Origin of the sequence: Pseudomonas sp. NFACC02, assembly GCF_900110765.1 — a bacterium.
Lineage (GTDB): Bacteria > Pseudomonadota > Gammaproteobacteria > Pseudomonadales > Pseudomonadaceae > Aquipseudomonas.
In genome coordinates this window covers 26,262-52,554 of sequence record NZ_FOEO01000032.1, presented here as the reverse complement: position 1 = coordinate 52,554, position 26,293 = coordinate 26,262, and the positions used below count along the sequence as shown (strand labels likewise).

The 26,293-nt window shown below is 58.4% G+C and carries 19 protein-coding genes; 12 read left to right on the top strand and 7 right to left on the bottom strand.

The window, feature by feature from the left end:
• Positions 1-292: 292 nt before the first annotated feature.
• The 3 genes from BMY73_RS21150 to BMY73_RS21140 are packed head-to-tail and all read left to right on the top strand — an operon-like array spanning position 293 to position 3,102.
• Positions 293-1,129 carry an oxidoreductase gene (locus BMY73_RS21150; RefSeq protein WP_092409498.1) on the top strand — a complete coding sequence of 279 codons (837 nt, stop codon included), beginning with the start codon at positions 293-295 and terminating at the stop codon, positions 1,127-1,129.
• Between the two features lie 21 nt (positions 1,130-1,150).
• Complete coding sequence (locus BMY73_RS21145; protein ID WP_062383937.1) at positions 1,151-2,281, top strand: alkene reductase; 1,131 nt, start codon at positions 1,151-1,153, stop codon at positions 2,279-2,281.
• A 47-nt stretch (positions 2,282-2,328) separates the two neighbouring features.
• The gene (locus BMY73_RS21140) at positions 2,329-3,102 is read left to right on the top strand and encodes an SDR family oxidoreductase (protein ID WP_092409496.1); all 774 of its coding nucleotides are present in this window, start codon (positions 2,329-2,331) and stop codon (positions 3,100-3,102) included.
• A gap of 472 nt (positions 3,103-3,574) precedes the next feature.
• Here the strand turns inward: BMY73_RS21140 and BMY73_RS21135 are convergent, their stop codons facing one another.
• Together BMY73_RS21135 and BMY73_RS21130 are read right to left on the bottom strand one after the other, a co-directional pair.
• Positions 3,575-5,758 (bottom strand): ornithine decarboxylase, encoded by a 2,184-nt coding sequence (locus tag BMY73_RS21135; RefSeq protein ID WP_092409494.1) that lies wholly within the window; start codon positions 5,756-5,758, stop codon positions 3,575-3,577.
• A complete protein-coding gene (locus BMY73_RS21130) occupies positions 5,755-6,093 on the bottom strand; it encodes a hypothetical protein (protein WP_092409492.1) in 339 nt (112 codons plus the stop codon). Before BMY73_RS21130 ends, BMY73_RS21135 begins: the two co-directional genes overlap by 4 nt.
• Before the next feature lie 236 nt (positions 6,094-6,329).
• Here BMY73_RS21130 and BMY73_RS21125 point away from each other — a divergent pair, with 236 nt between their 5' ends.
• Together BMY73_RS21125 and BMY73_RS21120 are read left to right on the top strand one after the other, a co-directional pair.
• On the top strand, positions 6,330-7,484 hold the full coding sequence (locus BMY73_RS21125) for an AAA family ATPase (protein WP_175500224.1): 1,155 nt from the start codon (positions 6,330-6,332) through the stop codon (positions 7,482-7,484).
• Complete coding sequence (locus BMY73_RS21120) at positions 7,481-8,836, top strand: DUF58 domain-containing protein (RefSeq protein ID WP_092409490.1); 1,356 nt, start codon at positions 7,481-7,483, stop codon at positions 8,834-8,836. The genes BMY73_RS21125 and BMY73_RS21120 overlap by 4 nt, the downstream gene beginning before the upstream one ends.
• Before the next feature lie 12 nt (positions 8,837-8,848).
• Here the strand turns inward: BMY73_RS21120 and BMY73_RS21115 are convergent, their stop codons facing one another.
• Both BMY73_RS21115 and BMY73_RS21110 read right to left on the bottom strand, forming a co-directional pair.
• Positions 8,849-9,208, bottom strand: a complete 360-nt coding sequence (locus BMY73_RS21115) for a PilZ domain-containing protein (RefSeq protein ID WP_062383952.1) — start codon at positions 9,206-9,208, stop codon at positions 8,849-8,851.
• A gap of 319 nt (positions 9,209-9,527) precedes the next feature.
• Positions 9,528-9,902, bottom strand: coding sequence for a tetratricopeptide repeat protein (locus BMY73_RS21110; protein ID WP_092409488.1), 375 nt, complete (start codon positions 9,900-9,902; stop codon positions 9,528-9,530).
• 178 nt (positions 9,903-10,080) lie between these two features.
• Here BMY73_RS21110 and pyk point away from each other — a divergent pair, with 178 nt between their 5' ends.
• From pyk to BMY73_RS21080, 6 genes are all read left to right on the top strand, one after another.
• On the top strand, positions 10,081-11,532 hold the full coding sequence (gene pyk, locus BMY73_RS21105; RefSeq protein WP_062383957.1) for a pyruvate kinase: 1,452 nt from the start codon (positions 10,081-10,083) through the stop codon (positions 11,530-11,532).
• Between the two features lie 292 nt (positions 11,533-11,824).
• A complete protein-coding gene (locus BMY73_RS21100) occupies positions 11,825-12,079 on the top strand; it encodes a PAAR domain-containing protein (RefSeq protein WP_062383960.1) in 255 nt (84 codons plus the stop codon).
• 251 nt (positions 12,080-12,330) lie between these two features.
• Positions 12,331-13,233, top strand: a complete 903-nt coding sequence (locus BMY73_RS21095) for a hypothetical protein (RefSeq protein ID WP_062383963.1) — start codon at positions 12,331-12,333, stop codon at positions 13,231-13,233.
• 42 nt (positions 13,234-13,275) lie between these two features.
• Positions 13,276-16,068, top strand: coding sequence for a type VI secretion system Vgr family protein (locus tag BMY73_RS21090; protein WP_092409486.1), 2,793 nt, complete (start codon positions 13,276-13,278; stop codon positions 16,066-16,068).
• Between the two features lie 2 nt (positions 16,069-16,070).
• Positions 16,071-18,035, top strand: coding sequence for a phospholipase D-like domain-containing protein (locus tag BMY73_RS21085; RefSeq protein WP_092409484.1), 1,965 nt, complete (start codon positions 16,071-16,073; stop codon positions 18,033-18,035).
• Positions 18,036-18,109: 74 nt separating this feature from the next.
• Complete coding sequence (locus tag BMY73_RS21080; RefSeq protein WP_238591753.1) at positions 18,110-19,096, top strand: SEL1-like repeat protein; 987 nt, start codon at positions 18,110-18,112, stop codon at positions 19,094-19,096.
• 215 nt (positions 19,097-19,311) lie between these two features.
• On the opposite strand, the gene BMY73_RS21075 is transcribed toward BMY73_RS21080, so the two are convergent.
• From BMY73_RS21075 to BMY73_RS21065, 3 genes are all read right to left on the bottom strand, one after another.
• The gene (locus BMY73_RS21075; protein WP_092409482.1) at positions 19,312-22,134 is read right to left on the bottom strand and encodes an RHS repeat domain-containing protein; all 2,823 of its coding nucleotides are present in this window, start codon (positions 22,132-22,134) and stop codon (positions 19,312-19,314) included.
• 139 nt (positions 22,135-22,273) lie between these two features.
• The gene (locus BMY73_RS21070) at positions 22,274-23,212 is read right to left on the bottom strand and encodes an iron-sulfur-binding ferredoxin reductase (protein WP_092409480.1); all 939 of its coding nucleotides are present in this window, start codon (positions 23,210-23,212) and stop codon (positions 22,274-22,276) included.
• Positions 23,205-24,311, bottom strand: coding sequence for a GGDEF domain-containing protein (locus tag BMY73_RS21065; protein WP_062384137.1), 1,107 nt, complete (start codon positions 24,309-24,311; stop codon positions 23,205-23,207). Before BMY73_RS21065 ends, BMY73_RS21070 begins: the two co-directional genes overlap by 8 nt.
• 413 nt (positions 24,312-24,724) lie before the next feature.
• Here BMY73_RS21065 and BMY73_RS21060 point away from each other — a divergent pair, with 413 nt between their 5' ends.
• Positions 24,725-26,248 carry a fumarate hydratase gene (locus BMY73_RS21060; protein ID WP_092409478.1) on the top strand — a complete coding sequence of 508 codons (1,524 nt, stop codon included), beginning with the start codon at positions 24,725-24,727 and terminating at the stop codon, positions 26,246-26,248.
• Positions 26,249-26,293 lie beyond the last annotated feature (45 nt).

The window sequence follows — 26,293 nt, the reverse complement described above, 5'->3', positions numbered from 1 at the left end:
GCCTAGCCCAAAGCCGCGGCCGACCAGATAATCGGGCATTCCATGCGAAAGGTCCACCGCTTGTGTCTATGACGCTTTTACACGTTGCTAGGGTAGCTCAATCGCAGCTCACCTGTCGGCCTCGACGGTCTTTCACTGCAGCGCGAGAGGATCAGGCAATCAACAGGAAGGATTCGGCTAACCCTTGTATCGCTTCCGAAATATTATGAAATAACTGTATCGCATCAATAAATCGTTGATTGCAACGACACCAGCGATTGAATTAAAAAATGAGTATATCTAGGAGGTTTAAATGAGGACTTGGCTAATCACCGGTGCAAACCGTGGCCTGGGCTATGAAATAGCAAAGTCTGCGCTACTCCAGGGTGATCAGGTAATAGCGACTGCTCGTAATGTAAAACATCTTCATGAAAAGTTCGAAGGTTTTCACCCACGTGTACTCACCCTTTCTTTAGATGTGACTGACAGTACATCGATCTCTTTGGCTATTGACAAAGGTGTGAAGCAATTCGGACAAATCGACATATTGGTCAATAACGCGGGCTTCGGGCAGCTGGGTCCATTCGAACAGATTTCGGAACAGGCCGTAGAGCGGCAGTTCCAGACCAACGTGTTTGGTGTCTTCGCTGTGACCCGGGCGGTGCTACCCATCATGCGCAGCCAGCGCAGCGGACACATTATCTCCATTACTTCTCTGGCCGGGCTGAAAGGAATGGGCGGATCGTCAATCTACTGCGCGTCCAAGTTTGCCGTAGAGGGTTGGTCTGAGGCGCTTAGGGAAGAGGTTGATCAATTCGGCATTAAAGTAAGCCTGGTTGAACCTGGACAGTTCAGAACCGATTTTCTTGATAAAACGTCTGTTCAGTATGCAGACACGTGGATGGACGAATATGCCGATTACGCGCAGGCCCAGCGCAGTCGTCTTGACGCCGTCAGTCACCAACAATTGGGGCATCCCGAGAAACTCGGAGCGGCTGTCCTGGCCTTGGTCGATGCCAAATCCCCGCCCACCCGTTTGCCTTTGGGCTCTGATGCCTACGCGGTGCTGATCAAGCGTTCGGAGCAGCAACGTCTAGAGGCACAGGCGTGGCGCGAACTGTCGCTCTCGACCGATTTTCCATCCAACTGATACTCAAAAGCGAGCCAACAAATGAGCGCTTTATTCTCTGAATTTAACTTGTCCGGCCTGGTTCTGCCCAATCGCATCATCATGCCGCCTCTTACCCGATCTCGGGGTCCTGAGGACGCAGCTACCGAACAGGTTGCGCTGTATTACACACAGCGTGCCACCGCCGGTTTAATCATTGCTGAAGGTTCGCCGATTTCCAATGAGGGCCAAGGATACCTGTTCAACCCAGGCATCTTTACGCCTGAACAGATCGCCGGTTGGCGGTTGGTCACCGACTCGGTTCACAGTGTGGGCGGGCGGATGTTCCTCCAGATCTGGCACGTAGGACGTATTTCGCACACTTCCATTCAACACGAAGGGCGTGCACCGGTAAGTTCCACCCAGCAGATCGCTGAGGGCTCGATGGCGTTTGGCCGTGATGAAGAAGGAAACGTGGCGTTCTTGCAATCTTCAGCTCCCCGCGCGCTTGAAACGGACGAAGTATCCCGCGTCGTTTCAGATTTCGCCCAAGCGGCCAGAAATGCCATTGAAGCGGGGTTCGACGGCATAGAGCTGCATGCTGCCAATGGCTACCTGTTCGATCAATTTATGAATCCTCTCATCAACGATCGGACCGACAAGTATTCGGCGCAGACTATGGAAGGCCGCCTGAGATTCACTCTGGAAGTGGTTGATGCAGTAGCGCAGACGATTGGTGCCGAACGTGTGGGTATCCGGCTGACACCTTATGGCGTTATCAATTCGGTCCCGCTCTTCGATGAAACAGCCCAAACATATTTTGCTTTGGGCAAGGCATTACAAGAGAGAAAGATTGCGTACATTCACGTGATGGACCAGACCGGCTTTTTCAACACGCCTGAGGGCCAAAAGCCGACCAGTGAAGCCATCCATGACATCCTGAGGCAATGGCGAAAAATTGCACCAAATGTCGCACTCATGCTTGACGGCGGATTGACTAAGGCCCGTGCCGAGCAATTGATCAATGATGGGCTCATCGATCTGGCAGGGTTCGGTCAACCGTACATCGCCAATCCCGATCTGGTCGAAAGACTGCGCTTTGATCGCCCGCTCGCGCAAGCAGACAGGCCAACCTACTACACCGGCGGAGCAAAGGGTTATATCGATTATCCGCCGTATCGCCTCGGGCGTTGAGTCTGAACGATCCATTTTTAATCGACTTAAAGCATCAGGAATCCAAAATGCCTCGTTATCTGGAAATGCAAGACAAAGTTGCTCTGGTTACAGGAGCTGGGTCTGGGATTGGCCAAGCGGTCGCGCTGGCGTTCGCAAAACAAGGCGCCCGCGTTGTCGTCTCCGATATTAATACTCAAGCAGGAGAACAGACTGTCACCCTGATTACTGAGTTGGGAGGGAAAGCGATTTTCATCAAAACTGACGTCAGTGATGATGCTCAGGTCGGTCACTTGGTCGCACATTCTGTGGCCAAATACGGTCGAATTGATTACGCACTCAATAATGCCGGCGTGACTCAGAACTCACAGAAACTCGCCGAGCAGCCTGTTGAGACCTACGACAAAATATTCGATGTAAGCGTCAGAGGGATGTGGCTGTGCATGCGCCACGAAATCGATCAGATGCTCAAACAGGGCGGTGGCGCGATCGTGAACATGGGCTCCATGTCGAGCGTCGTCGGTATCCCGGGACTTTCGACGTATTCAAGCTCAAAGCATGCAGTGCTCGGGCTCACCCGAGGCGCAGCGTTGGACTACGCCAAGCAAGGGATACGCGTGAATGCAGTAGGCCCTGGCACGATTGATACGCCCATGATTCAGCGATTTATCGAATTGGCCGGTAGCGAAGACGTCATGGCACCGATCCGAGCAGCGCATCCCATAGGACGTACAGGACGTCCCGAGGAAGTCGCTGATGCAGTTCTATGGCTCTGCTCTGACGCGTCTTCGTTTGTAGTAGGCCATATGCTCATGGTTGATGGCGGATATTCCGTCCAGTGACAATTGTCGAGGCGGCCATGGCGACTAATCCGTCGTCGTGGCCGGCTTCTAGTTTGAGTCATCACTATAACGATTCACTCAAGCAAACCATGGCGCTTAACCGTTGGACATACCGAATATCAAATCCAGCAAAAGGCAGCTATCGGCCAACACCAATCCCTGGACTCATTCCGCTTAACGGGTTCAACAGGGACTGGACCGCTCCGCGAAGACGCCCAAGGGTATGGCATGCCTCTTTGGCGATGCGTACGGACTGACCGCAACCGGCCAACAGCAGACGCTGGTCTAATGGGTTTTCAGGTTGCTTACGAAAGTGGAAGCGCGGGCATCGTGATTGTGGGGACTGGGAACGGCAACTTATCTGATCGGTTGCTGCGGACCCCTGCTACCTTGGCGACAAAACCTTACTCGTGCGAAGGCCGCGCACTGGGAGTGGCTCGTTCTTCCGTGACGCTTCGTCGGCGGGTAATGCTCACGACTTGATGACATGGCCATACGCGCGGATGCGGCCATCTGTCTCAGTGCGCAGGTACACACCCTGAAGCTCGGGATTGAATCCCGGGAAACGGTTTATCGCATCCTGCAGCGCGAGGAAGTATTCCAGCACCGCGCCGTCCCATATTTCGCCCGGCACGACACACAGCACCCCTGGCGGATAAGGCAGTGCCCCTTCCGCAGCCATGCGGCCACGTGCGTCCTCCAGGGGAATCAGCTCTACCCTGCCCCGCACAAACTCAAGGCTCGCTTCGCGCGGGTCCATGGCGACTGCGGGCATGCCTGCCTTACGGAACATGTCTTTCTGCAATTGCTTGACGTCATGACGTGCGTACAACGAATGCATTTCCTGGCACAGCTGACGAATGCTGTAATCGCGATAGCGCGACAGATGCGCGTTGTAGACGCCCGGGAGCACGTCCGCCAAGGGTGCGTCCTCCTTGATGAAGCGTTCGAAGCGTCCGATCTGCGCCACCAGATGCTCCATCTTTGCCTTGCCTTCGGCAGGCGTCAGCAGAAACAGGATGGTGTTGAGGTCGTTCTTCTCCGGAATGATTTCGTACTGGCGCAGGAACGTCGCAAGCACGCCAGCGGGAATGCCGAAGTCCATGTACTGGCCTGTCTCTGCGTCGATGCCTGGCGTGGTGAACAGCAGCTTGCAGGGGTCGATGAAATATTGATTCTCGATGTAGCCTTCGAACGCGTGCCAACGCTCGCCCGGGTGGAAACGGAAAAACTTCAGGTCTTTGGCGATTTCGTCGGTGGGGTAGTCCTGCCAGTCGCGGCCATCGATGGTGGGCGGGACGAAGGGTTTGACCAGGGTGCAGTTGTCCAGCATCAGCTTGCGCGCCTCGATCCCGGCACGAACACATTCATCCCACAATCGGTGGCCGCTACGGCCACTGTGCATACGGGCATTGACATCCAGGGATGCGAACAGAGGATAGAACGGGCTGGTCGATGCCTGGGCCATGAAGGCGTTGTTCAGGCGTAAGTGGTTGCAGTACCGCGCCTGCCCCTTGATGTGGCGATCCTTCTTGTGAATCTGCGAGGCTTGGGAGAAACCGGCCTGCTGCTTGTGAATCGACTGGGTCACAAAGATACCGGGATCGTCAGCGCCCAACTCCAACAGCAGCGGCGAACAATCTCTCATCATCGGAATGAACTGCTCATAGCCCAGCCAGGCTGAGTCAAACAGGATGTAGTCACACAAATGACCAATGCGGTCGACGACCTGGCGCGCGTTGTAGACCGTACCGTCGTAGGTGCCCAACTGGATGATCGCCAGTCGGAACGGCCGCGCGTCATCGGCCTTGGCGGGCGCGACCCGTTGAAGTTGCTCACGCAGGTAAGCCTCTTCGAAACAGTGCGAGTCGATACCCCCGATCAGGCCGTAGGGATTGCGCGCGGTCTCCAGGTAAATCGGCGTCGCCCCTGCCTGAAACAAGGCGCCCTGGTGAATGGATTTATGGTTGTTTCGATCAAACAGGACCACGTCCCCCGGGGTGAGCAGCGCTTGAGTGACCACCTTGTTGGAGGTCGACGTACCGTTGAGCACGAAGTACGTCTTGTCGGCGTTATAAACCCGCGCGGCACGCTTTTGCGCCTCCAGTGGCGCGCCCTCATGAATCAGCAGATCGCCCATTTCAACGTCCGCATTGCAGCGATCGGCTCGAAACAGCGTTTCGCCAAAAAAATCGAAAAACTGTCGACCCGCCGGATGCTTGCGAAAGAACTGCCCACCCTGGTGTCCCGGGCAGGCAAAGGTTGAGTTGCCACGTTCGACATAGTGTTTAAGCGCGCCGAAAAACGGGGGTAACAAGGCCTCTTCGTATAACGTCGCCGCCCGCTCCAGCTTATGGCCATAAAACTCGGCGTTATCAGCCCCCAGATCAAATACCCCGCTGATCTGCAGCAACACCTTTTCGATGTCGACGATGGCTTCGCGGGTCAACTCGTCGTGTTCGTCCACAGCAAAAAAGACCGGGATGTCGAAGCCTGACCGACTGATATCGTCCACCCGCCCCTCACGCCAGTCAGCTGCCGTGATCACCACTGCAGCAATGTCAGTCAAATCGGTGGCGCTAAAGGCCACGACGTCGCGGTCCGTGAGAAAGCTGCTTCGTGCGCCAGGGCTTGCGGCGATTTTCAGTCTGTTCATTGCGATGATCCTTTTTGTAGAAACAAGACGTCCGGCAGGAAGGCGCTAGCCTCAGGCATCTGTAAATGCATGAGCCCTGCCCTTTGCGGGCTCAGCGAACGATGCTTTCGAGTGCCGCCGTGCAGTATTGCCAAGGCATGCCGGGCGATGACGGCGTTTTCATCCGTAGGAATGGCCCAAGCCGAGACACCGCTGCCCACCGACGACAGGCGTCCCGCCCGTTCAGTCGGATCAGCCCCTTCGTGCTCTAGCCTCGGCTGCGTTGTAAACGAGAACTTGATGCTGGATGAACCCGCATTGAGGACCAGAAGCAAAGCCGGCGATTGATCGTTCATGCAGCGCGCCGGTCATGGCTTGAGATCCATCTGGGCGTGGTCCGGATCAAGACGAATCAAGTGACGACAGTCTGATACGCTACGGATGGGCGGTATTGATCTGCATCAGAAAGCCGCGACGGTCTGGCGTAAGGGGCGTGGCCTTCCCGAGAATGGGCAGGTTCAGCGCTCGACATCAATGAAAGCGGTTCGTAGCGGCTCTCACAAAACAGCCAAATCAGGTAAGTCATTGATTTATGGAAGATAAAACGAATTTAAAGGTGGGTAAGGCCCCGGAAAGCGCGAGCGATCAGCCGACCGAACCGTCGAGCAGCGTGGCGAACCCGATAGAAAGCCTTGAGCAGGGCGGCATCGACACCCAAGCCACCGAACAGAACGAAGGTGAACCCAAAGACGCAACGCCTCACCCCGCGCACCCGAGCAACCCTGCGCAGCAACGCCAGCGTGCCATTCACCTGGCTCAAGCCGTGCGTCACGAATTGCAGAAGGCGGTGATCGGTCAGAACGCGGTCATCGACGATGTGCTGACCGCGTTGATCGGTGGCGGCCATGTCTTGCTCGAGGGCGTTCCCGGCCTTGGAAAAACCTTGTTGGTGCGCGCCCTCGCCCGCTGCTTCGGCGGCGACTTCGCACGCATTCAGTTCACGCCTGACTTAATGCCCAGCGATGTCACCGGCCATGCCGTCTACGACATGCAGACCGAACAATTCAAACTGCGCAAAGGCCCGTTGTTCACTCACCTGCTGCTGGCTGACGAAATCAACCGAGCCCCGGCCAAAACCCAGGCGGCGCTGCTCGAAGCGATGCAGGAGCGCCAGGTGACCCTTGAAGGTCGCGCGCTGCCCGTGCCGCAGCCGTTCATGGTGTTGGCGACGCAGAACCCCATCGAACAGGAAGGCACTTACCCGTTGCCTGAAGCCGAGCTGGACCGCTTCATGCTCAAGCTGCGCATGGACTATCCAGAGGCCGAGCAGGAACTGCACATGGTCCGTCAAGTAACCCGTTCGACCCGCTCGGACATGCTGGACGTCCAGCCTCTGCGCACTTTGATGCAGGCCAGGGACGTGCAGGCGTTGCAACGCATCGCCAGCGACCTGCCGGTGGACGACCAGGTGATGGACTACGCGGTACGTCTGGCCCGCGCTACCCGAACATGGCCAGGGCTGACCCTCGGCGCCGGCCCTCGCGCCTCGATTGCACTGGTCCGTGGCGGACGGGCCCGGGCGCTGTTGCGCGGTGGCGAGTTTGTGATCCCTGACGACATCAAGGGCTGTGCGCTGGCAGTCCTGCGCCACCGCGTGAGGCTATCGCCCGAACTCGACATCGAGGGCATGTCGGTGGATCAGGTGCTCAAGCAATTGCTCGATCAGGTTCCGGCGCCGCGCCAATGAAACAACTGCTCAAGCCGTCGACCCGGCTGCTCGGGTGGCTCGCCGTGCTGGCAGGCTTTGCCGTGTTGCTGGGGATTCTTCAGGCGTTGGGGCGGGGGCCGACGGCTAAACTGGACGGTCTGTTCTGGGCGCTGCTGTGCATGATCGGCGCCTTGGCCGCGGTGGACGCGTTCTGGATCGGGCGTCTGCCGTCGCCACGCCTGAGCCGGCACCTGCCCGGAAGTCTGGCGCTCGGCCGCTGGAGCGATGTGCGCATCGAGATTGAGCACGGGTCACGGCGTGCGGTGCCGATGACGGTGTTCGATCACGGACCTCAAGCGCCAGGCAATCGTTTCGAGGTCGACAATCTGCCGCAGGAGATCGTGCTGCGCGCCCAGCGCAAGGCCCATCTGACCTATCGGCTGCGACCGACGAGTCGGGGGCCGTTCACTTTCGAACGGATCGAAATCGTGCTTCGAAGCCCGTTGCGCTTATGGCACTCGCGACGTTACCTGCCGGTCACAAGCTCGGCGCGGGTCTACCCGGACTTCGCACGATTGCACAACGGTCAATTACTGGCGGTGGATAACTGGCTGAGCCAGATCGGCATTCGTCAGCGCCAGCGCCGGGGGCTGGGTCTTGAATTCAATCAGCTGCGAGAGTTTCGCGAAGGCGACAGCCTGCGACAGATCGACTGGAAAGCCACGGCGCGTCAACGTACGCCGATCGCCAGGGAATATCAGGATGAGCGTGACCAGCAAATCGTTTTCCTGCTCGACTGCGGACGCCGGATGCGCAGCCAGGATGGCGAGCTGACGCATTTCGATCACGCCCTCAATGCCTGTCTGCTACTGGGTTACGTGGCGCTGCGCCAAGGCGATGCGGTGGGCATGTCGACCTTTGCCGCCGAGCAGAACCGCCACTTGTCCCCTGTTAAAGGCACGGCGCACTTGAATGTGCTGCTCAACCACGTTTATGACCTGGACAGCACTCAGCACCCTGCCGACTACGGCGCGGCCATCCGCCAACTGTTGATCAGACAAAAACGTCGCGCGCTGGTGGTGCTGGTCACGAACCTGCGCGACGAAGACGATGAAGAGCTACTCGGTGCCGTCAAACAACTGAGCCGCCATCACCGGGTGTTGATCGCCAGCCTTCGCGAAGAGGTCCTGGATGAACGGCGCCGGACGCCGGTGCAGACCTGGCAAGAGGCGCTCGATTACTGCGGGACGGTGGATTTTCTCAACGCAAGGGCAGGCCTGCATGAGCGTCTGAACGCTCATGGGGTACCGGTACTGGATGTGCGTCCCGGCGAACTGGGGCCGCAGTTGGTGAGCCGCTATCTGGGTTGGAAGAAAGCCGGCACCTTGTGAAAGGTGCCGCGATCAGGCCGAGGCCTCCAGCGGGTAAAAACTGAAGTACCGTTGCAAGGCCTGGATCAGATGAAAATACTCGGGAGGCGCCGCCTGCAGTCTGAAACCCGAGTCGTAAATGCGCGGCGTTTCGTCTTCCTGGCACCACAGGCAACTGGCATTGATGTCGATGTTATAGAGGCCGCCCTTCCCGTCCGGCACTTTCAAACGTAATTGAAAATCAGCGCCGACGAGAACGGGCAGGTCGCTGATCAGCATCAGGCCCTGTTCCGAGACGTTGCCCAGGCAACCCATTGGTTTGTCGGTATACCGGTTAAACACCTGCAGGTAATACGGTAACTGGTGACGCTCGATTCGTCTTTCGTTGAGCATTGCTGGACACGCCCCGGAATGACCATTGAGCATGGTCGCGCTAGTGCATTGAGATTCGGTCGCACGCGAAACTGCCAAGACGACGTGAACGATCGAACCCGCCTGTTCATTACAACAGGAACGTCATCTGACTCACCCGCCATAACCGAAGTCACTCCTCCTGTTATTCGAATTCGCGATAAAGCCTGCGCTTCTATAACCAGAGCGCCCTTCGCTCATCCCTGTGAAGAAAGCTTAGGTCCCTATGTTTTTTTTTAGATTAGCTCAAGCTAAGACAACCTCCACCCGAAAACGAGACCGTCTATCCATTCGGGTGTAACTAAAGTGAAGCAGGTCGAGGGACGGCGGGCGGTGCCAGATTGTCATGTCCCAATTGATGCAGCGTATCCAGACGGGCCCGCGCCCGATAGGCGTATTCGCTGGAGGGGTAGTTGGAAATGATGAACTGGTAGGTCTGCACCGCGTCCACGTACAGCTTCTGGCGTTCCAGACACTGGCCACGCAACATGGACACTTCCGGCTGTACATAGCGACGCGAACGGCTTTCCCGGTCCACTTTCGACAGGTTGTACATCACCGCATCGCAGTCGCCCTTGGCATACGCGCGGTTGGCATTGTCCAGATGGCTGTTCATGGCCCAGCGGGTGCAACCGCTCAGCGCCGCCAGCGCCACTAATATCATCACGATTCGCATGAGAGTCTCCTGTGCTCTGCATTGTATCGGCGCGTCGCGGCAATTCTTCAAGGTCGATTTGTGGGCTTTGGGACTGCCGATTGCCCAGTGGTCACGCGGCAAGGTAGTGCAAAGGAACAATGACTACAGGCCAATACAGTAGTAGCCTCTCGCTGCGCTTCATTTAAGGAGTTTGTGCATGTCCGTTCGTCGCACCAAAATCGTAGCCACACTTGGCCCTGCAAGTAATTCGCCCGAAGTCATCGAGAAGCTGATCCTTGCCGGGCTGGACGTTGCCCGCCTGAATTTCTCCCACGGCACGCCCGACGAGCACAAGGCTCGCGCGAAGCTGATCCGCGACATCGCCGCCAAGAACGGCCGCTTCGTCGCATTGCTGGGTGACCTGCAAGGCCCGAAAATCCGTATCGCCAAATTCGCCAACAAGAAGATCGAGCTGAAAGTCGGTGACAAATTCACCTTCTCCACCAGCCATCCTCTGACGGAAGGTACTCAGGACATCGTCGGCATCGACTATCCCGATCTGGTCAAGGATTGTGGCGTAGGCGACGAACTGCTGCTCGACGACGGACGCGTGGTCATGCGCGTAGACACGCAAACCGCTGACGCCCTGCACTGCACCGTGACGATCGGCGGCCCGCTGTCCGACCACAAAGGCATCAACCGCCGCGGTGGTGGCCTGACTGCACCGGCCCTGACCGAAAAAGACAAGCAAGACATCAAGCTCGCCGCCGAAATGGACCTGGACTACCTGGCCGTTTCCTTCCCCCGCGACGCCGCCGACATGGAATACGCCCGCAAGCTGCGCGACGAATCCGGTGGCACTGCCTGGCTGGTGGCGAAAGTCGAACGCGCCGAGGCCGTGGCCAATGACGAAACGCTCGATGCGCTGATCCGCGCCAGTGATGCGGTCATGGTTGCCCGTGGCGACCTGGGCGTGGAAATCGGCGATGCCGAGCTGGTCGGCATCCAGAAAAAAATCATCCTGCACGCACGTCGCCATAACAAGGCGGTCATCGTGGCCACGCAGATGATGGAGTCGATGATTTCCAGTCCGATGCCAACCCGCGCCGAAGTGTCCGACGTGGCCAACGCCGTGCTTGACTACACCGACGCCGTGATGCTGTCCGCTGAGAGTGCTGCTGGCTCTTACCCCGTCGAGGCCGTTGAAGCCATGGCGCGCATCTGCGTCGGCGCCGAACGTCACCCGACCGGCAAGACCTCCAGCCACCGCATCGGTCACTCGTTCACCCGTTGTGACGAGAGCATTGCGCTGGCCGCGATGTACACCGCCAACCACTTCCCGGGCGTGAAGGCGATCATCGCACTGACTGAAAGCGGCTACACCCCGCTGATCATGTCGCGCATCCGCTCCTCGGTGCCGATCTACGCCTTCTCCCCGCACCGCGCCACCCAGGCCCGTGCCGCCATGTTTCGTGGCGTTTACACCATCCCGTTCGACCCGGCTTCGCTGCCAGCCGGCCAGGTCAGCCAGTCCGCCGTGGACGAGCTGCTCAAGCGCGGGCTGGTCGAGCAAGGCGACTGGGTCATCCTGACCAAGGGTGACAGCTACCACACCATCGGTGGCACCAATGGCATGAAGATCCTGCACGTCGGCGACCCGCTGGTTTAAGACGCTACAGCGACGGTGAAAGTGAAAGCCCCGGCTCTCGAGAGAGGCCGGGGCTTTTCTGTTTTCCACGGCCTTGGTTTCACCCTCGCTGCAACCTGCCAATGGCCAATCCGCATGGTCACCGACGGGAAGTTTCTCTCTGTAACGTAGGAATTAGTGAAGGAACCAAATAGGACGCTTCTTGAAATACGGGGTGTTGAATTTTCTGGAGGATTGCGTGTTAGCGTCGACCGTCATTTGAACAATCAGAGCATGGAAGCTTATTTCAGTCATCCGTCAAGGACGTCCCACAATGCTTCCCATTGTTGTACTGAACGACCCGACCCATCAGGGCGGGCAAGTCATCGAAGGCTCTCCCTCCACCCTGCTCAACGGCCTCAATATCGCCCGCAAGGGTGATCAAGTGCTCTGTCCTCACGGCCCCTGTTCGATTGCACAGGGAGACGAATCAGTGCTCGTCGATGATCGACCGGTTGCCCGGCATGGGCATCTGCTGGCCTGTGGCGCAAGCCTCATCGCCAGCCATGATGACCTCTGCATTCTCTAGAGGTCGCTATGGGCATATCACTCTGGAACACGTTGACTGGACGGTTTGGGCAAACAGACAGGCCAGTGAGCCCGGCCCCCATCCCACGTGCAAGACCCTGCATCTATGACCGGCTTTCCGAACAGCGAGCGCGCGAGCTGGCCGCTCAACGCTTAGTGGAATCACATCGCCCAAAAAGCGACTTCTGTTCTGATGGCGCGCAGGTTGAAGACGTTTGGGTCTGGCTACCGGGTCATCAACTGAACAGCCACATGACGGCCGCTGACCTTGCCCGGCTGACAGGCACGCACCTGACTCACGATCCGAGGCTGGTCACGGATCAAGGGCTGCGCCGCCCTTTGCGCAGGATCATCGATGACCCGGATCGCGCGCCTTCAATCGACGCGACCGAGCGAGCGATCGAGCTGCTGGAGGCATTCCTGGATCAATGCGCGTTGCTCAATCGCGTGCAGGACTGGGCACAGACCGAGATCCACCTCTGCGCACCCTCACAGGTCGACGAACTGGTCTGGTTCGAAACGGTGGTCGCCCGTTGGCCCCAGCATCAGTTACCCGCCTGGGGATTTCACACCTGCGATCAAACCCCGTCAGACTGGTTTACCAACCTGCTCATCAGCCCCTCAAGTGCCCCTCGGGTACTGTGTTTGTGCATCGACAGTTGGGTCAACAGCGCGATTAACACGCAGATGGACCACTCCAGTCTCTTGAGTGAGAGCGTCTCGCTGATCGCCTTGCGAAGAATGTCGCCAGCAGCCGAGCATGGCTCCGGCACCGCTCCCCGCCTGTTTGACTCCATCAAGTTACCGCCCAAAGCAGAGGCACATGACAGCCCCCCGCCTCTTGAGGCGCTGGTCAACGCGCTGATTGATCGGGCCGCGATTGAGCCAGAACGGATAGCCACGCTGGTGATGGCGGAATCTGCGTACGGCAACCACCTCTACGACCTGCATCAATATGCCCTCCAACACCTGCCCCACTCAGGCCACAGACATTCGATTCGCCCTCGTTCACTGGTGGGAGAAACAGCGCCGGCCGCTGCGCAGTGGGTGCACATTGCGCTTGCCTGCCTCAGTGCTCGCGCATCCCCTGAACACGCTCACCTTGTGCTGGATTTCACCGACCCCGAATCGACCCATGGATGGGTGATCGCTTGAATATGCGTCTGGAAACGACGCCATTTACAGGGAGTAGCAACCATGAAACCTGTCGCCTCCGCCATGGACGACATCGCCGGCATCAGTCAGATAGGCCGGCTGCTCAAACTGACCACACCGCTTCCACAACCTCTGCTGGCCTTGCGGGCTCATGGCCTCGAACGCCTCGGTCGGGTGCCGCGCTACCGCGTCGATGTCGTCAGTGAATCAAACGCCTTTGATCCCGAAAGCCTCATTGGCCAGTCGGTGAGCCTGGCCATCAAACTGGCCAATGAGACCCTCAGCCACCGCCATGGCTTCGTGCAAAGCGTGCGCTATCTGGGAAGTGACGGAGGACTGCAGGACTGGCAGATCGAATTTGCACCGTGGTTCGGGTTTCTGGAGTACCGCCGCAATTGCCGTATCTGGCAGGACCTGACGTTGCCCGACATTCTGGCCGACATCTTTCAGCAACACGTTCAGGCCGACGGGCGCTACCAACTCGACCTTCGCCGCGACTATCCGGCGCTGTCTTACGTCACCCAGTTCAATGAAAGCGATGCCCATTTCGTCCAGCGATGGTGCGAACAAGAAGGCATTTACTGGTACGTGACTCATGAGGCCGACAGCCACCGGATCGTTTTCGTCGACGGCACCGATGACCTTCCGGCGCTAAGCCCACGCGCCGTGCCCTTCCATACCCAAATGGCCACGCTGGATCACGACAGCGTCATGCACTGGAGCCAAAGCGGTGCGTTGCTCAACGGCAAAGTGCAGTGGGGCACCAACAACTACAAGGCGCACCGTCAAACACCTTCGGCCCACGCAATGGCGCTTCGCGCAGCCTCTGCGCCCGCGTCACTGGAGCGCTACGAATATCGCGGCCAGTACGCCTGGCAGGACGAAGACCGGGGCAATTGGCTGACGCGGGTGCAGATCGAGCAGGACGAATCCGCCGCGCGACGCATTCTGGGTCAGGGTGGCGTCCGGCACATGCAACCGGGTCATGCTTTCGAACTGACCCAGCATCCGCTGCACGCTCGCACCCCGCTGAATGAACGGGAATTTCTGTTGATCGAGGTGGAGTTCTTCGCGCAGAGCAACCTGCCCGTCACCCTTCAACGCCGCAAACTGCCGGGCAGCCTGAAACCCGAGCTGCAAACGCTCAGTGAAGAGCCGCTGACCGATGACGGCGAAGGCTTCTACCGCAATCGCTTCGAGGCACAACGTCTCGATATCCCCTATCGCAGTCCTTTCGAACATCAAAAACCGGCTCAGCCAGGGCCGCAAACCGCAGTGGTGGTCGCACCGAACGGGGCAGAAGTGCACACCGATGCCCTGAATCGCGTGTGTGTGCGGTTTCACTGGGACCGGCGGGCCTTTGAACGCGAGGCGCCCAGTTGCTGGATCCGCATGATGCAGAGCAGCAGCGGTGACAGTTGGGGAAGCGTGCATGTGCCCCGCGCAGGCGAGGAGGTCATCGTGACGTTTCTCGATAACGACATTGATCGCCCGCTGATCCTGGGTCAGGTGTATGGCGGTCACAAACCCGCCTGGCATTCCAACGGCTGCATGAGCGGCTATAAAAGCCGTGAGCTGAATGGCCTGGGTTACAACCAGTGGGTCATGGATGACACCACCGGCCAACTGCGCACCCAGATCCATAGTAGTCACGGCCATAGCCAGTTGAATCTCGGCTGTCTGGTGGACCAGCAAGGCAACGATCGCGGCGCCCTGCGCGGCACCGGTTTCGAACTGCGCACCGATGCCTTTGGCGCATTACGGGCACAACAAGGTCTGTACCTGAGCACCTGGAAGCGCATCAAAGCCCAGAGCGGGCAAATGGACGCCAGCGAAGCCGGGCAACAGCTCAAGGATGCCGAACAGCGCATGGCCGGGCTCTCCGACAGTGCAGAGCAGCACAACGCGCTGCCATTGAGCCAGGGTGTCGAAAGCCTGACGCAGCTACATGCGGCGGCCAGCCAAGCGTACCGGCAGGGCAATGTCACGACACAGGCTTACGGAACGCCATTGATCATGGCTTCCGGACCTGCGGATATCGCCAGCACAACGCCGCAGAATATCCATCTGCACAGCGGCAGGCAGTTGAATATCTCCACTGGCGAAGACGCCAATCTGGCCAGCGGACAATCGCTGCTGGTCAGCGTCGCCCAGAGCATCAGTCTTTTCGCCCGACAGGCAGGCGCCAGGCTATTCGCCGCCAAAGGCAAAGTGGAAATCCAGGCGCAGGACGACGCCATCGAGCTGACGGCCAAAAACAGCGTGCGCATCACATCCACGGCCCGAACCGTTGAAATCGCCGCGCAGGACGAAATCCTGCTGACCAGCGGCAGTGCCTATATCCGCATCAAGGATGGCGATATCCAGATCCATGCCCCCGGCTCGGTGGATATTAAAGCCGTGAAGAAAACCTTCGGCGGCGCCGCTCGGCTCGACCGTCAGTTGCCAGACTCGCCACAGAGCGCCGTCATCCAGAAGCTCACCTTGCAGGCAGGGCAAAGCAATGCCGCCCAGCACCAAGCCTGGACGGGCATGCCCTACAAACTGTTCGCCGATGGCGTGCTGATCGAGCAAGGCGTCATGTCCAGCAGTGGCGAAATCAGCATCGACCATTCGGTGACGCGCTCGCGGTATCGGGTCGAACTGGCCAATGGCGTGACCCACGACATCCCTGTCAGCGGCGACTACCAAGGCGATCCGGACAACGCCGAACGCGCCAATCAGGGCCTGCATCACCACGCAAGCCGTCCTCATCCCGATCTTCCAGACGCATCGGCGCCACGCCAGTTCCGCGAAGCGTACGCACGCCTGAACACACCAGACACGGAAGCCTGAGCATGACCGCACCCACCCACACCTGCCCCATTGCCCTCAGCAAGACGACCTCGGCCCGACTCACGCTGCCGTGGTTCGTGCAAAACACTGAGTACCCGCCCAGACCAGCCACGTTCGAACCTCTGGTCAACGGCGAGCGAGCATTCGGCGCGGTTTACGACGCCATCATGGCGGCCACGCACACCGTCGAAATCATCTGCTGGGGGTTCCAACCCTCGATGTACTTCAAGCGTGACGACGCCTCGACGCTGTGCATTGGCGACCTGCTGTGCGTGAAAGCCTCACAGGGCGTGAAAGTGCGCTTGCTGTGCTGGTCGGACAGCCTGCACGTCACCGCTGCGTTCGCGGAAAACATGACCCCCGGTCGTAATCTGGCTTCGATTGCCCCACTCAAAGCCGACCTGCGCGATCCGTCGCAGAGAGCCTTCGATTGGGAGTGGTACCGACGTGCTTCGAAAACCTTCATGAGTGCGAGCTCGCCGACCGAAACAATGTTTCCGGGACTGGACCCTCGCAAGCGGCTCGAACAGCTGGCGCATCAAGCATTCAGCCTGGGCAAGAAGGCGTTTGAAAACATCGAATTTGCCACCCGCGACCTGACCTTGACAGACCGGACGGAAATCGCCTGGCAAATCCTGTTCCAGACCAGGGATCCACACACGAGCACCGCTTCTAAAGCCGCACGGGCCACGGCCATGTCGCTGGTCCCTACGCACCACCAGAAGATGGTGCTGATCGATTACGAACACGCGGAACAGGCGGTGGGTTTTGTCATGGGCCACAACACCCTGGACGCCTATTGGGACAAGGACAACCACCAGTACGAACGGATGTCCGCACGGCAAGGCCGCAATGGCGCGACGCCTCGCCAGGACATCTCCAGCCGCGTGACCGGCCCGGTGCTCGAGTACCTGAACCACAACTTCGCGCAGGCCTGGCGCAGGGAAACCGGCGTCGACCTGCTCACGCCGAGAATGGGTAAAGCCGCGGACCTGAAACCCCGATTCGGTTTTGGCCCGCCGATGATGGCGCAGGTGCTGCGCACGCAAATCCAGGAAGGCGCCCGAGACATCGAGAAGATGTACCTGCAGGCCATCAATAACGCCACACAGTACCTCTACATCGAAAACCAGTACTTCCGCTACAAACCTTTCGCCGACGCCATTACCGAGCTTGCAAAGCGTTACGCCATCAACGGCCGCGACCCGGCTGAACACGGCAACCTGCACCTCTTCGTGGTCACCAACTCGTCCAAAGAAGGCATGGGCGACGGTGCCCTCAACACCTTTCGCATGCTCCGCCAATTGGGCCGACCCGACGTCATGCCGGGAGTGGCACGGCTGGAGTACGGGGAGGAAAGCCAGGCGCGCTTGAAGGTCCTGCGTGCCCAATACAACGCCGCACAGCGAAAACTCGCCGCTTACAACAGACGTCAATCCGCCACAGGATTCCTCGCAGGTCCCATCGGGCAACTGCAAGTTGAATGTGACTTACTGCTCGAAAAAATCCAGAAAGAGAAAACCAATGCGGCCAAAGAACAAAAAGTAATTTCCGCACCCGAGATATGTGGCCTGAAAGTCCATATCTGTACGTTGGTCGCTCCGGACTCCCCGCCGGACAACTGGCAGGAAGTGTACATCCACAGCAAGTTGATGATCGTCGATGACGTCTTTACCACACTGGGTTCGGCCAATATCAATGAGCGAAGCATGGTCGTGGACAGTGAGTTGAATATTTGCGTGGAAGATCCGGCAGTGGCGAGGCCGTTGAGGAGGCATTTGTGGGGGGTGCATACGGGGCAGGAAGAAGGAGAGTACAACATTGAAAAATCATTTGAAAACTGGGCGAGCCTATTGAGAAAAAATAAAGAGCGGCGCTTTCCAATAACCGCTTCATTAGAAAAGCCACCTAAAGCCTCGCTCACTGAATTTTTGCAACTTTCCAAAAGCCGCAAAAACCTGGATTGAATATGAATATTAGAACAGCGACACTTTTAATTTTTACCCTAGGAATAACGGCCTGCGACGCTGAGGAAAAACCGATGAGCAGTACCTACAAAACCTTCTTGCCTAAAAAAGCCGATTATGATGCCGCATTCAAGCGGTTGGAGTTTGAATGTGTCCATGAGGGCGATGTTTTGCCACCCCTGGATGCCGATGCACAAACGTTATACCTCTACGGATTACACTTGACTCAGAAACCCGGCCCAAAGGATTTCGATCAAGCTGCTCGCTATTATCGAATTGCCGCTGCGTTCGGGCATTACCGGGCATCGACGAACCTGCAAGAACTGCTTTCACAGGGACTTACCAGCGCCCCCAAAGCGGCAAAAGAAACTATCAACTTGGTTCAGGAATCTCTTGCACGCAAGATACCCGGCGCTTATTACGACATGGGGCACTATCTTGAATTAGGCTACGGCGTAAAACAGGACAGCGCAGCGGCTAGGGTTTACTTTAGACGTGCAGCCGACTTGGGCAATCCGGAAGCGCAATATTATGTAGCCGACACTCTGAGAAGAATAAAAGGTGCAGGTGAGGTTGCAGGTGTAATGCTACGCTGTGCAATGGAGCAGGGTCACGCTGTAGCAGCTGGTGAATATGCGGTGTCAAAGCACGATCAGCAAGAATTTTCTGACGCAGTCATCGCCTACCAAAAAGCAACTGCAGCAGGAGATGCTCCAAGTGTTCAAAGTCTTGAAAAGGCTTTTACCGGCCCTAGCCCTGACAGCACTCATTACCTTGCGCTTGATAAAGACTTAGAACGATCACGGCGCTACGAGCTGATTGGTGATTTTCTACGAAAATATGGGCACCTCGGCGCCAAAGTGCCTGACATCGACCAAATCGTCCCCCTGCCCCCCGCAAAACTTCCGGATTGGGACGAAACATTCGAATGGAAGCGCAATCGAGACGCCGCCGTCCCACCTTCACCGCCCAGCGAAGAACTGATCGCGAGGATGTGCAAGGAAAAACAACTCGATCCCGCCACGGGGTGGCCATTGAGTGGGTTGAGGTCAGCAAAATGAAAAGAAAAATTTATCGCGGCCGTAGCAATAGCCGTACTGTTTCTTGAACGATGCGATCTCCCAGCGCATTCAATTAACTGAAGAGACACTAAAACGTGAAAGCCTTGGTTCTCAAGAGAGGCCGGGGCTTTTGTGTTTTCAGCGGCCTTGGTGCCGACGCCATCGAGACGCTCGCTTTACGCTGCTCGGGTGCAGCTCCGGCTTTCTTACTGCATTCAATGCAGAGAACGGCGAAACTCGTCTGCTTTTATGAGGCGGACCGCCCTGGATGTCTGCATCTCACGATCAATGTACCTTCTTTCCGAAAAGGTGATGGGTTCATACAGGTCTACACCGCGGCGCCAGCTTTTATATCGCTGAGCCTCGTATTGCTCTCTTGTTAAATTCAGCCAACCCTCGCCTGGATTCGAAAGACTCACAGGGACAACATCCAGAAATGTAACGCTGCCCGGATGGCCTTGGCTGCGGCGAGCGATCCACTCAAGCCCCAGTTTTGAGGTCCTTCTGAACAACCAGTTATTCAACCCCGTTTTCGCGAGATGGCTGTTCTCATCCTCTCCAAAATACAGAGCACCCGGGTCTGTCACCAGGACATCGCTAAAGCGCTCTATTGAACGGTCGGAAAAGGCGACGTCGATATTCTTATTCCAGAAGGCACGAATTTTGTCAGGTTGATTAGCTGCTTTATATCGATTGATTTTCATCCTTATATCCAGCCACGGGCGGTTCGTCCTCAAAAAGTCAAACCAGTTCTGCAACATGACTCTGGCCTCATCCCTGCTGCCCTTGTAATGGGGACCGGCCTCATTGAGGAAGGCATTCACCCCCGCGTCTTCAACCTTATAACCGTCTCTGAGACGTTCGAACATCAAGGCGTAATCTGTCCTGAACGTCTCACCGGTGATGCCGATTCCGATGTTAAGCGCGTCGATGGTCACGACACTGCGAACCCCGGCATCGCCCGTTCCTGTCCCCGGAGCCGGTGGCGTTTTACTCAGGGATTTAAAATACAGGTTGCGCGCATCATCAAAACCGTAAAGCAGCGTCACTGCCGGCGACAGTCCAACCGGATCGTTCAACGTGATGGGGTTGTTTCTGACAAAACGGTAGAGGTTCAATCCGTCTATGTTTCCCCAAGGGTCGGCATTGATCCAGCGTGACAACCAGGGTGCGTAGTAGCGCATGCCGTAGTAATACAGACCGCTGGCATCCTTCTCTTTGCCGGCGTATCGCCTGGTTTTGAGGCTGCCCTCTTCGCTGTCGCTGTGTACCCACCACGCGGTACCGCCGAACGGGTAATAGCTTTCCTGACTGAGTACGTTGCCCACCTCGTCAAGCTCAAGGGTGACCGATCCCAGATGATCACTCACCGAATAGCGGCCGAAGACTTCACGCATTCCGCTGGGAGTGCCGCTGCCCCATTCGGTCCAGCGCACCCGGTTAAGCCCCGCTTGCACCTCCACGATCTGCCACGCCTTGTCGTTGACGGAATCCGAATGCGGTTGCAGCCCCGGAAGATAACGGACTTCCCGCGTACGCAGACAGCCCCGCGCTTGTGCGACCTGCACTTTTCGGACGCGCTGACCGGCACCGTCGTAGAAATATCGCTCACTGTCGCTCGGCTCCATGGCCCGACTCACCGGAGACAACTTTTCCAGTTGATTGCGCGCATCCCAGCTCATCATCTGTCCACGAAGCAACTCCCGTTGGTTACCGTGGGCATCGAAGCCCTGGGTGATGTCCGTTTCATCGGGAACCCAATCCCCTTGAACCTGCAGGCTGCGGTTGCTGAACGCAGAAACGATCATGCGCTGAGTAAATGAATGTCCACCGCTGTGTGTCAGCGTCAGTAAATTACCAGCCGCATCGTATTCGTAGTTTTCTCGGTAATTGGCCAGTTGACCCGTATCGGCTGCCACGCGGTATTGCCCGATGACCCCACGCCACGGCTCCACCCGCAGCGCTTCATAGCCCGAGGCTTCACACAACTGGTACAGCGAGTCATAGCGGTAGCTGTTGGTGTGGTCGATGACCTGGTTACGAAAAAAAACCGTGGGCTGGGCGGTGTCCTCAATAGCCGTCACGTTACCGACCGGATCGTACTGGTAAGCCAGACGTTGCAACGCGGCCTGCCCCGGCAGGCCGGATTCGAGATGAAGCAGCCGCCCGCCCTCAGCGCAGTACTGGATTGAGGTCACCACGCCGTTACCGGCCGTTTCACGCTCTACCTCATCAAGCGCATTGAACGACACGTCACGGATGACGACCTCCGGCTCGGCATCCACCCGTTGCAAGGACACCGCTTTCAGGTGACCGGCGACGTCATACGCAAAACGTCGCGTGGTCTGTTTTGCGTCGGTCTGCTGCAAGACCTCGCCCAAGGCGTTGTGGAACACGCGAGTGATCGCCGGGTCGGGTTCAAGCAGCGCATCACGCTGATCAACTTCCTCTGGCCAGTCGGGGGTGTCGAGGTCAAGGAGAAAATACTGCTGCTCGACGACAGGTGTACCGCGAACGTCATATTCAGGCAGCCCTCGCGTTATCGCCGTGTCGTCGTGTCGCACAAGCAACCCGCAGAGATTATGGGCGCTTTGGTCGGCTGCTCCGTATGTGAGTCGCTCGACGACTCTCGAGAGGCCATCGGCCCCGCGCTCGGTCACTGTCGTCAGCCTGAGCGACGCATCAAACCCGTTAGAACGGGTTTGACCCAGCGCATCCCATGTCGCGCGGGTCTCTCCCGCCTCACCCAGGAGTCTGACGCGCCAGCCAGCATCGACACTTTCCGAGCAAAGGACGTTACCTGACAAGCTGCAGCGATTGGCCAGATTGGCGTCGCTTCCGGCCGTCACTCCCAGTCGAGGATCCTGAGAAGCCACCAGACGCCCGGCGTCATCAAAACGCTGACGGCTGATACGCAACTCGGTGGCGTCCTGTGGCAACGACCGATAACACTCGATCTCCCTGACAATCCGTCCACGCGAATCGTGGGCGATCACTTTTGGCGTCGCAGTGTGCACCGACATGATCGAAGCGGGCATCTCGACCTCCCTGGTGAAATGGCGCGCGTAGGCATCACACACCCAGGATCCGCCGCGTTCCTGCCTTGATACACCCTTTAAAAGGGACGATCTACTGTCAAAACTGACAGTTCGGTCCCACCAGGATGAAACCAGACAGTCAGCGCCTCTCCAGAAACACGTCCGCCAACAGCTGGCTCCTCGGCAAACCGGCGATATACAGCCTTTTGGCGTAAGCCTCGACGCTTGCCGGGGATCCACAGACCAGCGCCAGGGTCTGGCGCGAGGTGAGGCGCAAGCTGGACAGCGTGCTGTGAAACGCTTGCGCGGTGATCAGCTCCACCTGCAGGTTCTCATGCTGTGAAGCCAGATCGCTCAGCGCGGCCTTCAGATAATGTTCATTATCCTCCTGTGCCAGGTGGATGAGACGAATGGGACCGTTGTGGTCCTGGCGTAAGGCCTCTCTCAATAATCCCCATAACGGCCCCAGTCCGGTTCCACTGGCGAGCAGCCACAGCGGTCGATCCTGCCAGTCCGGGTCGTAATGCAGCGCCCCGCCACTTAGTTCGCCCAGTCGCAACTGATCTCCGGACTTGAGCGTTCGCGCAACGTCGACAAAGGCGCCGGGGCGGCGGCAGTCGATATGAAACTCGAGAAACGCATCCTCACCCGGCAGGCTCGCCAATGAATACGGGCGGGCGACGCCGGTCGGGGTCCAGAGCACCAGGTGCTGGCCCGCGCGATAGCGCAGTGGACGCTCGGGCGCCAGCCGCAGGCGCAACACAGACGGACTGACCCAGTCGCAACCACTGACGCTGGCCGGTAATCCATCGTGCAACGGGTCGAAGATTTCGACACGCAGGTCATCGACCACGCGGCACTGACACGACAAGCGCCAGCCTTGCTCACGCTTGCCGGCGTCGAGTGCTTCAGGAAGGGCGTCCAGCGGTTCACCGTCAACGCACCGCACCAGACACGCATGACAACTGCCCGCCCGGCAACTGTACGGGACCGACAGACCAGCGCTGTTCAACGCATCGAGGAGGTTGGAACCGGGAGCGATTGACCACTGCCGGCCGCCTGCGCGCAATTCAGGCATCGACGTAATCCCAGGCGCCATGGCAGCAGTTTCGGCCATGGTGCTTGGCTCGATATAACGCATGGTCGGCACGCTGCAAGGCACGATCCATGTCATCGTCACGCTCGATGAGGGTCATGCCGACCGAGAGACTGAGTTCCAGACCCGGCAGGTCGGGAATCACCACCCGCGAGAAGGCTTCGCGAACACGCTCGCAGCATTCGACCAGTTGAGCGCGGGTGCAACGCGGGATCAGCAAAACAAATTCCTCTCCGCCGTAACGCGCCAGAATGTCGTCCGAGCGCAGGCACTCGCTGGCGGTTGCCGCGAAGACCTGCAACACCCGATCGCCCGCCGCATGGCCCAACAGATCGTTGACCCGCTTGAAGTGGTCAAGGTCGATCAGAGCAAGACCTTCGGTGTAATTGCCATCCATGGTCTCGAGCTCACGGGTGGCCAGACGCAGGAAATGCCGGCGATTGTACAGATTGGTCAGCTCATCGGTGGACGCCAGCTCTTCAAGCTGGAACATCATGCCGCGCAAGGTTTCCTGATGCGCCTGCAGGGTAATCCGGCGTTGATGCATGCGCTGGCGGGAGCTCTGCACGAAGCGCGCGTAGAGGCACAGCCAGGCCAGCACGATGAACAATGAGCAGGACTGGAGCGCGGCCAGGCCGGGGTCATCAAGGTGCCCGGCGAACGCATCCCACAGGTTGAGGCCAGTAAACCCCACCAGGGCGAGCACGGCGCAGCGCGTGAAGACCTTGGGCGGAAGATGGAACAGGCCGAACAGCAGCACCAGCACATACAGCACCAGGAAAGTGCCCCGCGCCGTGTCCAGGTGAGCCAGAAGAAAGGTTTCCCAGCCAAGCCCCATCAGCACCTGAAATTCGGTAAGGCTGGGGTCTTTGAACCGGTTGTTGAACCCGCCGAAAAAGACCAGGCTCAACGCACCCTGAGAGAAGAGCACGACCACGGTGGTCAACCAGACGCCGAAGAACGTCCCGTGGTAGTAACCCGCGCAGTACGCCACCCACATGAGCGCGGTCAGCAACACGTAGGTGCCGGCCGCCAGGGCAAAACGCTTCAACAACAGCCGTTGTATGGCTTGGTCAGTCACTCGATGACTCATCATGCGAAAAAAGGGTCCATCCCGTACCGGCAAGATGCCCCGCACTGGAGTTCGGCCACGTCTCTGACGAAAAAACTGACGGCGAAATCAACGATGCAGGCAGCTTGCCACTGTAGTGGTTACGCTGGAAATTCACCAATCAATTGTAGAGTTCCAGACGGCCGTATGATGGCACCTTGCTCATTGCCACTGACGCAGGTGGCGATGTTCGACCATCGTTTACCCGAACGCTACTGTATCGGAATCGACCACGGGTTATACTGCCGCGCCTTTTTTACGTCGACCTGCCGATGCTGTTACTCGGCCACCTGACGCTTAATCAAGATGCTTTCGTCAGACCTTAGCGGTACTGTCGCCAACAGCAAATCGAATGTTCCCGACAAATCAGAGGAGCGCGCCCCATGACCGTGATCAAGCAAGATGACCTGATCCAGAGTGTCGCTGACGCCTTGCAGTTCATTTCCTACTACCATCCCGTGGATTTCATCCAGGCCATGCACGAGGCCTACCTGCGTGAAGAGTCGCCTGCCGCACGCGACTCCATGGCCCAGATTCTGATCAACTCGCGCATGTGCGCCACCGGTCACCGTCCGATCTGCCAGGACACCGGCATCGTCACCGTATTCGTACGCGTCGGCATGGATGTGCGTTGGGATGGCGCGACGATGAGCCTGGACGACATGATCAACGAGGGCGTGCGCCGCGCCTACAACCTGCCGGAAAACGTCCTGCGTGCCTCGATCCTTGCCGACCCGGCGGGCGCTCGTAAAAACACCAAGGACAACACCCCGGCCGTCATCCACTACTCCATCGTTCCGGGTAACTCCGTGGAAGTGGACGTCGCGGCCAAGGGCGGCGGCTCGGAAAACAAATCGAAGATGGCGATGCTCAACCCGTCCGACTCGATCGTGGACTGGGTGCTGAAAACCGTTCCGACCATGGGCGCGGGCTGGTGCCCACCGGGCATGCTGGGTATCGGCATCGGCGGCACCGCCGAGAAAGCGGCGGTCATGGCCAAGGAAGTCCTGATGGAATCCATCGACATCCACGAGCTCAAGGCTCGCGGCCCGTCGAACCGTCTGGAAGAAATGCGTCTGGAACTGTTCGAGAAGGTCAACCAACTGGGCATCGGCGCCCAGGGCCTGGGCGGTCTGACCACCGTGCTCGACGTCAAGATCATGGATTACCCGACTCACGCCGCCTCGCTGCCGGTGTGCATGATCCCCAACTGCGCCGCCACCCGTCACGCGCACTTCGTGCTCGACGGCACCGGCCCGGCCTCGCTGGAAGCCCCACCGCTGGATGCCTATCCGGAAATTGTCTGGGAAGCCGGCCCGTCCGCTCGCCGCGTCAACCTCGACACCCTGACTCCGGAAGACGTGCAAAGCTGGAAGCCGGGCGAGACCGTCCTGCTCAACGGCAAAATGCTGACTGGCCGCGACGCGGCGCACAAGCGCATGGTCGAGATGCTGAACAAGGGCGAGACCCTGCCGGTGGACCTGAAAGGTCGCTTCATCTATTACGTCGGTCCGGTCGATCCGGTCGGTGATGAAGTCGTCGGCCCTGCCGGCCCGACCACGGCCACGCGGATGGACAAGTTCACCCGTCAGATCCTCGAACAGACCGGCCTTCTGGGCATGATCGGCAAATCCGAGCGCGGCCCGACCGCCATCGACGCAATCAAGGACAACAAAGCCGTGTACCTGATGGCCGTCGGCGGTGCTGCCTACCTCGTCGCCCAGGCGATCAAGAAGTCGCAGGTTCTGGCCTTCCCTGAACTGGGCATGGAAGCGATCTACGAGTTCGAAGTGAAAGACATGCCGGTCACTGTCGCGGTCGACAGCAAGGGTGAGTCGGTTCACATCACAGGTCCTGCCATCTGGCAGAAGAAGATCAGTGAGAGCCTGGCGGTGGAAGTGCAATAAGCACTTAGTGCTGTCATGAGAGAGCCCGGCCTGAGTGCCGGGCTT

What these genes read in the sequence shown, in the direction of transcription:
- BMY73_RS21100 (WP_062383960.1), top strand. Translation starts at nt 11,825, where the DNA reads ATGCTTCCCATTGTTGTACTGAACGACCCGACCCATCAGGGCGGGCAA.
- BMY73_RS21120 (WP_092409490.1), top strand. Translation starts at nt 7,481, where the DNA reads ATGAAACAACTGCTCAAGCCGTCGACCCGGCTGCTCGGGTGGCTCGCC.
- BMY73_RS21095 (WP_062383963.1), top strand. Translation starts at nt 12,331, where the DNA reads ATGACGGCCGCTGACCTTGCCCGGCTGACAGGCACGCACCTGACTCAC.
- BMY73_RS21085 (WP_092409484.1), top strand. Translation starts at nt 16,071, where the DNA reads ATGACCGCACCCACCCACACCTGCCCCATTGCCCTCAGCAAGACGACC.
- BMY73_RS21090 (WP_092409486.1), top strand. Translation starts at nt 13,276, where the DNA reads ATGAAACCTGTCGCCTCCGCCATGGACGACATCGCCGGCATCAGTCAG.
- BMY73_RS21060 (WP_092409478.1), top strand. Translation starts at nt 24,725, where the DNA reads ATGACCGTGATCAAGCAAGATGACCTGATCCAGAGTGTCGCTGACGCC.
- BMY73_RS21080 (WP_238591753.1), top strand. Translation starts at nt 18,110, where the DNA reads ATGAGCAGTACCTACAAAACCTTCTTGCCTAAAAAAGCCGATTATGAT.
- BMY73_RS21150 (WP_092409498.1), top strand. Translation starts at nt 293, where the DNA reads ATGAGGACTTGGCTAATCACCGGTGCAAACCGTGGCCTGGGCTATGAA.
- BMY73_RS21070 (WP_092409480.1), bottom strand. Translation starts at nt 23,212, where the DNA reads ATGCCTGAATTGCGCGCAGGCGGCCGGCAGTGGTCAATCGCTCCCGGT.
- BMY73_RS21075 (WP_092409482.1), bottom strand. Translation starts at nt 22,134, where the DNA reads ATGCCCGCTTCGATCATGTCGGTGCACACTGCGACGCCAAAAGTGATC.
- BMY73_RS21140 (WP_092409496.1), top strand. Translation starts at nt 2,329, where the DNA reads ATGCCTCGTTATCTGGAAATGCAAGACAAAGTTGCTCTGGTTACAGGA.
- pyk (WP_062383957.1), top strand. Translation starts at nt 10,081, where the DNA reads ATGTCCGTTCGTCGCACCAAAATCGTAGCCACACTTGGCCCTGCAAGT.
- BMY73_RS21145 (WP_062383937.1), top strand. Translation starts at nt 1,151, where the DNA reads ATGAGCGCTTTATTCTCTGAATTTAACTTGTCCGGCCTGGTTCTGCCC.
- BMY73_RS21130 (WP_092409492.1), bottom strand. Translation starts at nt 6,093, where the DNA reads ATGAACGATCAATCGCCGGCTTTGCTTCTGGTCCTCAATGCGGGTTCA.
- BMY73_RS21115 (WP_062383952.1), bottom strand. Translation starts at nt 9,208, where the DNA reads ATGCTCAACGAAAGACGAATCGAGCGTCACCAGTTACCGTATTACCTG.
- BMY73_RS21110 (WP_092409488.1), bottom strand. Translation starts at nt 9,902, where the DNA reads ATGCGAATCGTGATGATATTAGTGGCGCTGGCGGCGCTGAGCGGTTGC.
- BMY73_RS21135 (WP_092409494.1), bottom strand. Translation starts at nt 5,758, where the DNA reads ATGAACAGACTGAAAATCGCCGCAAGCCCTGGCGCACGAAGCAGCTTT.
- BMY73_RS21125 (WP_175500224.1), top strand. Translation starts at nt 6,330, where the DNA reads ATGGAAGATAAAACGAATTTAAAGGTGGGTAAGGCCCCGGAAAGCGCG.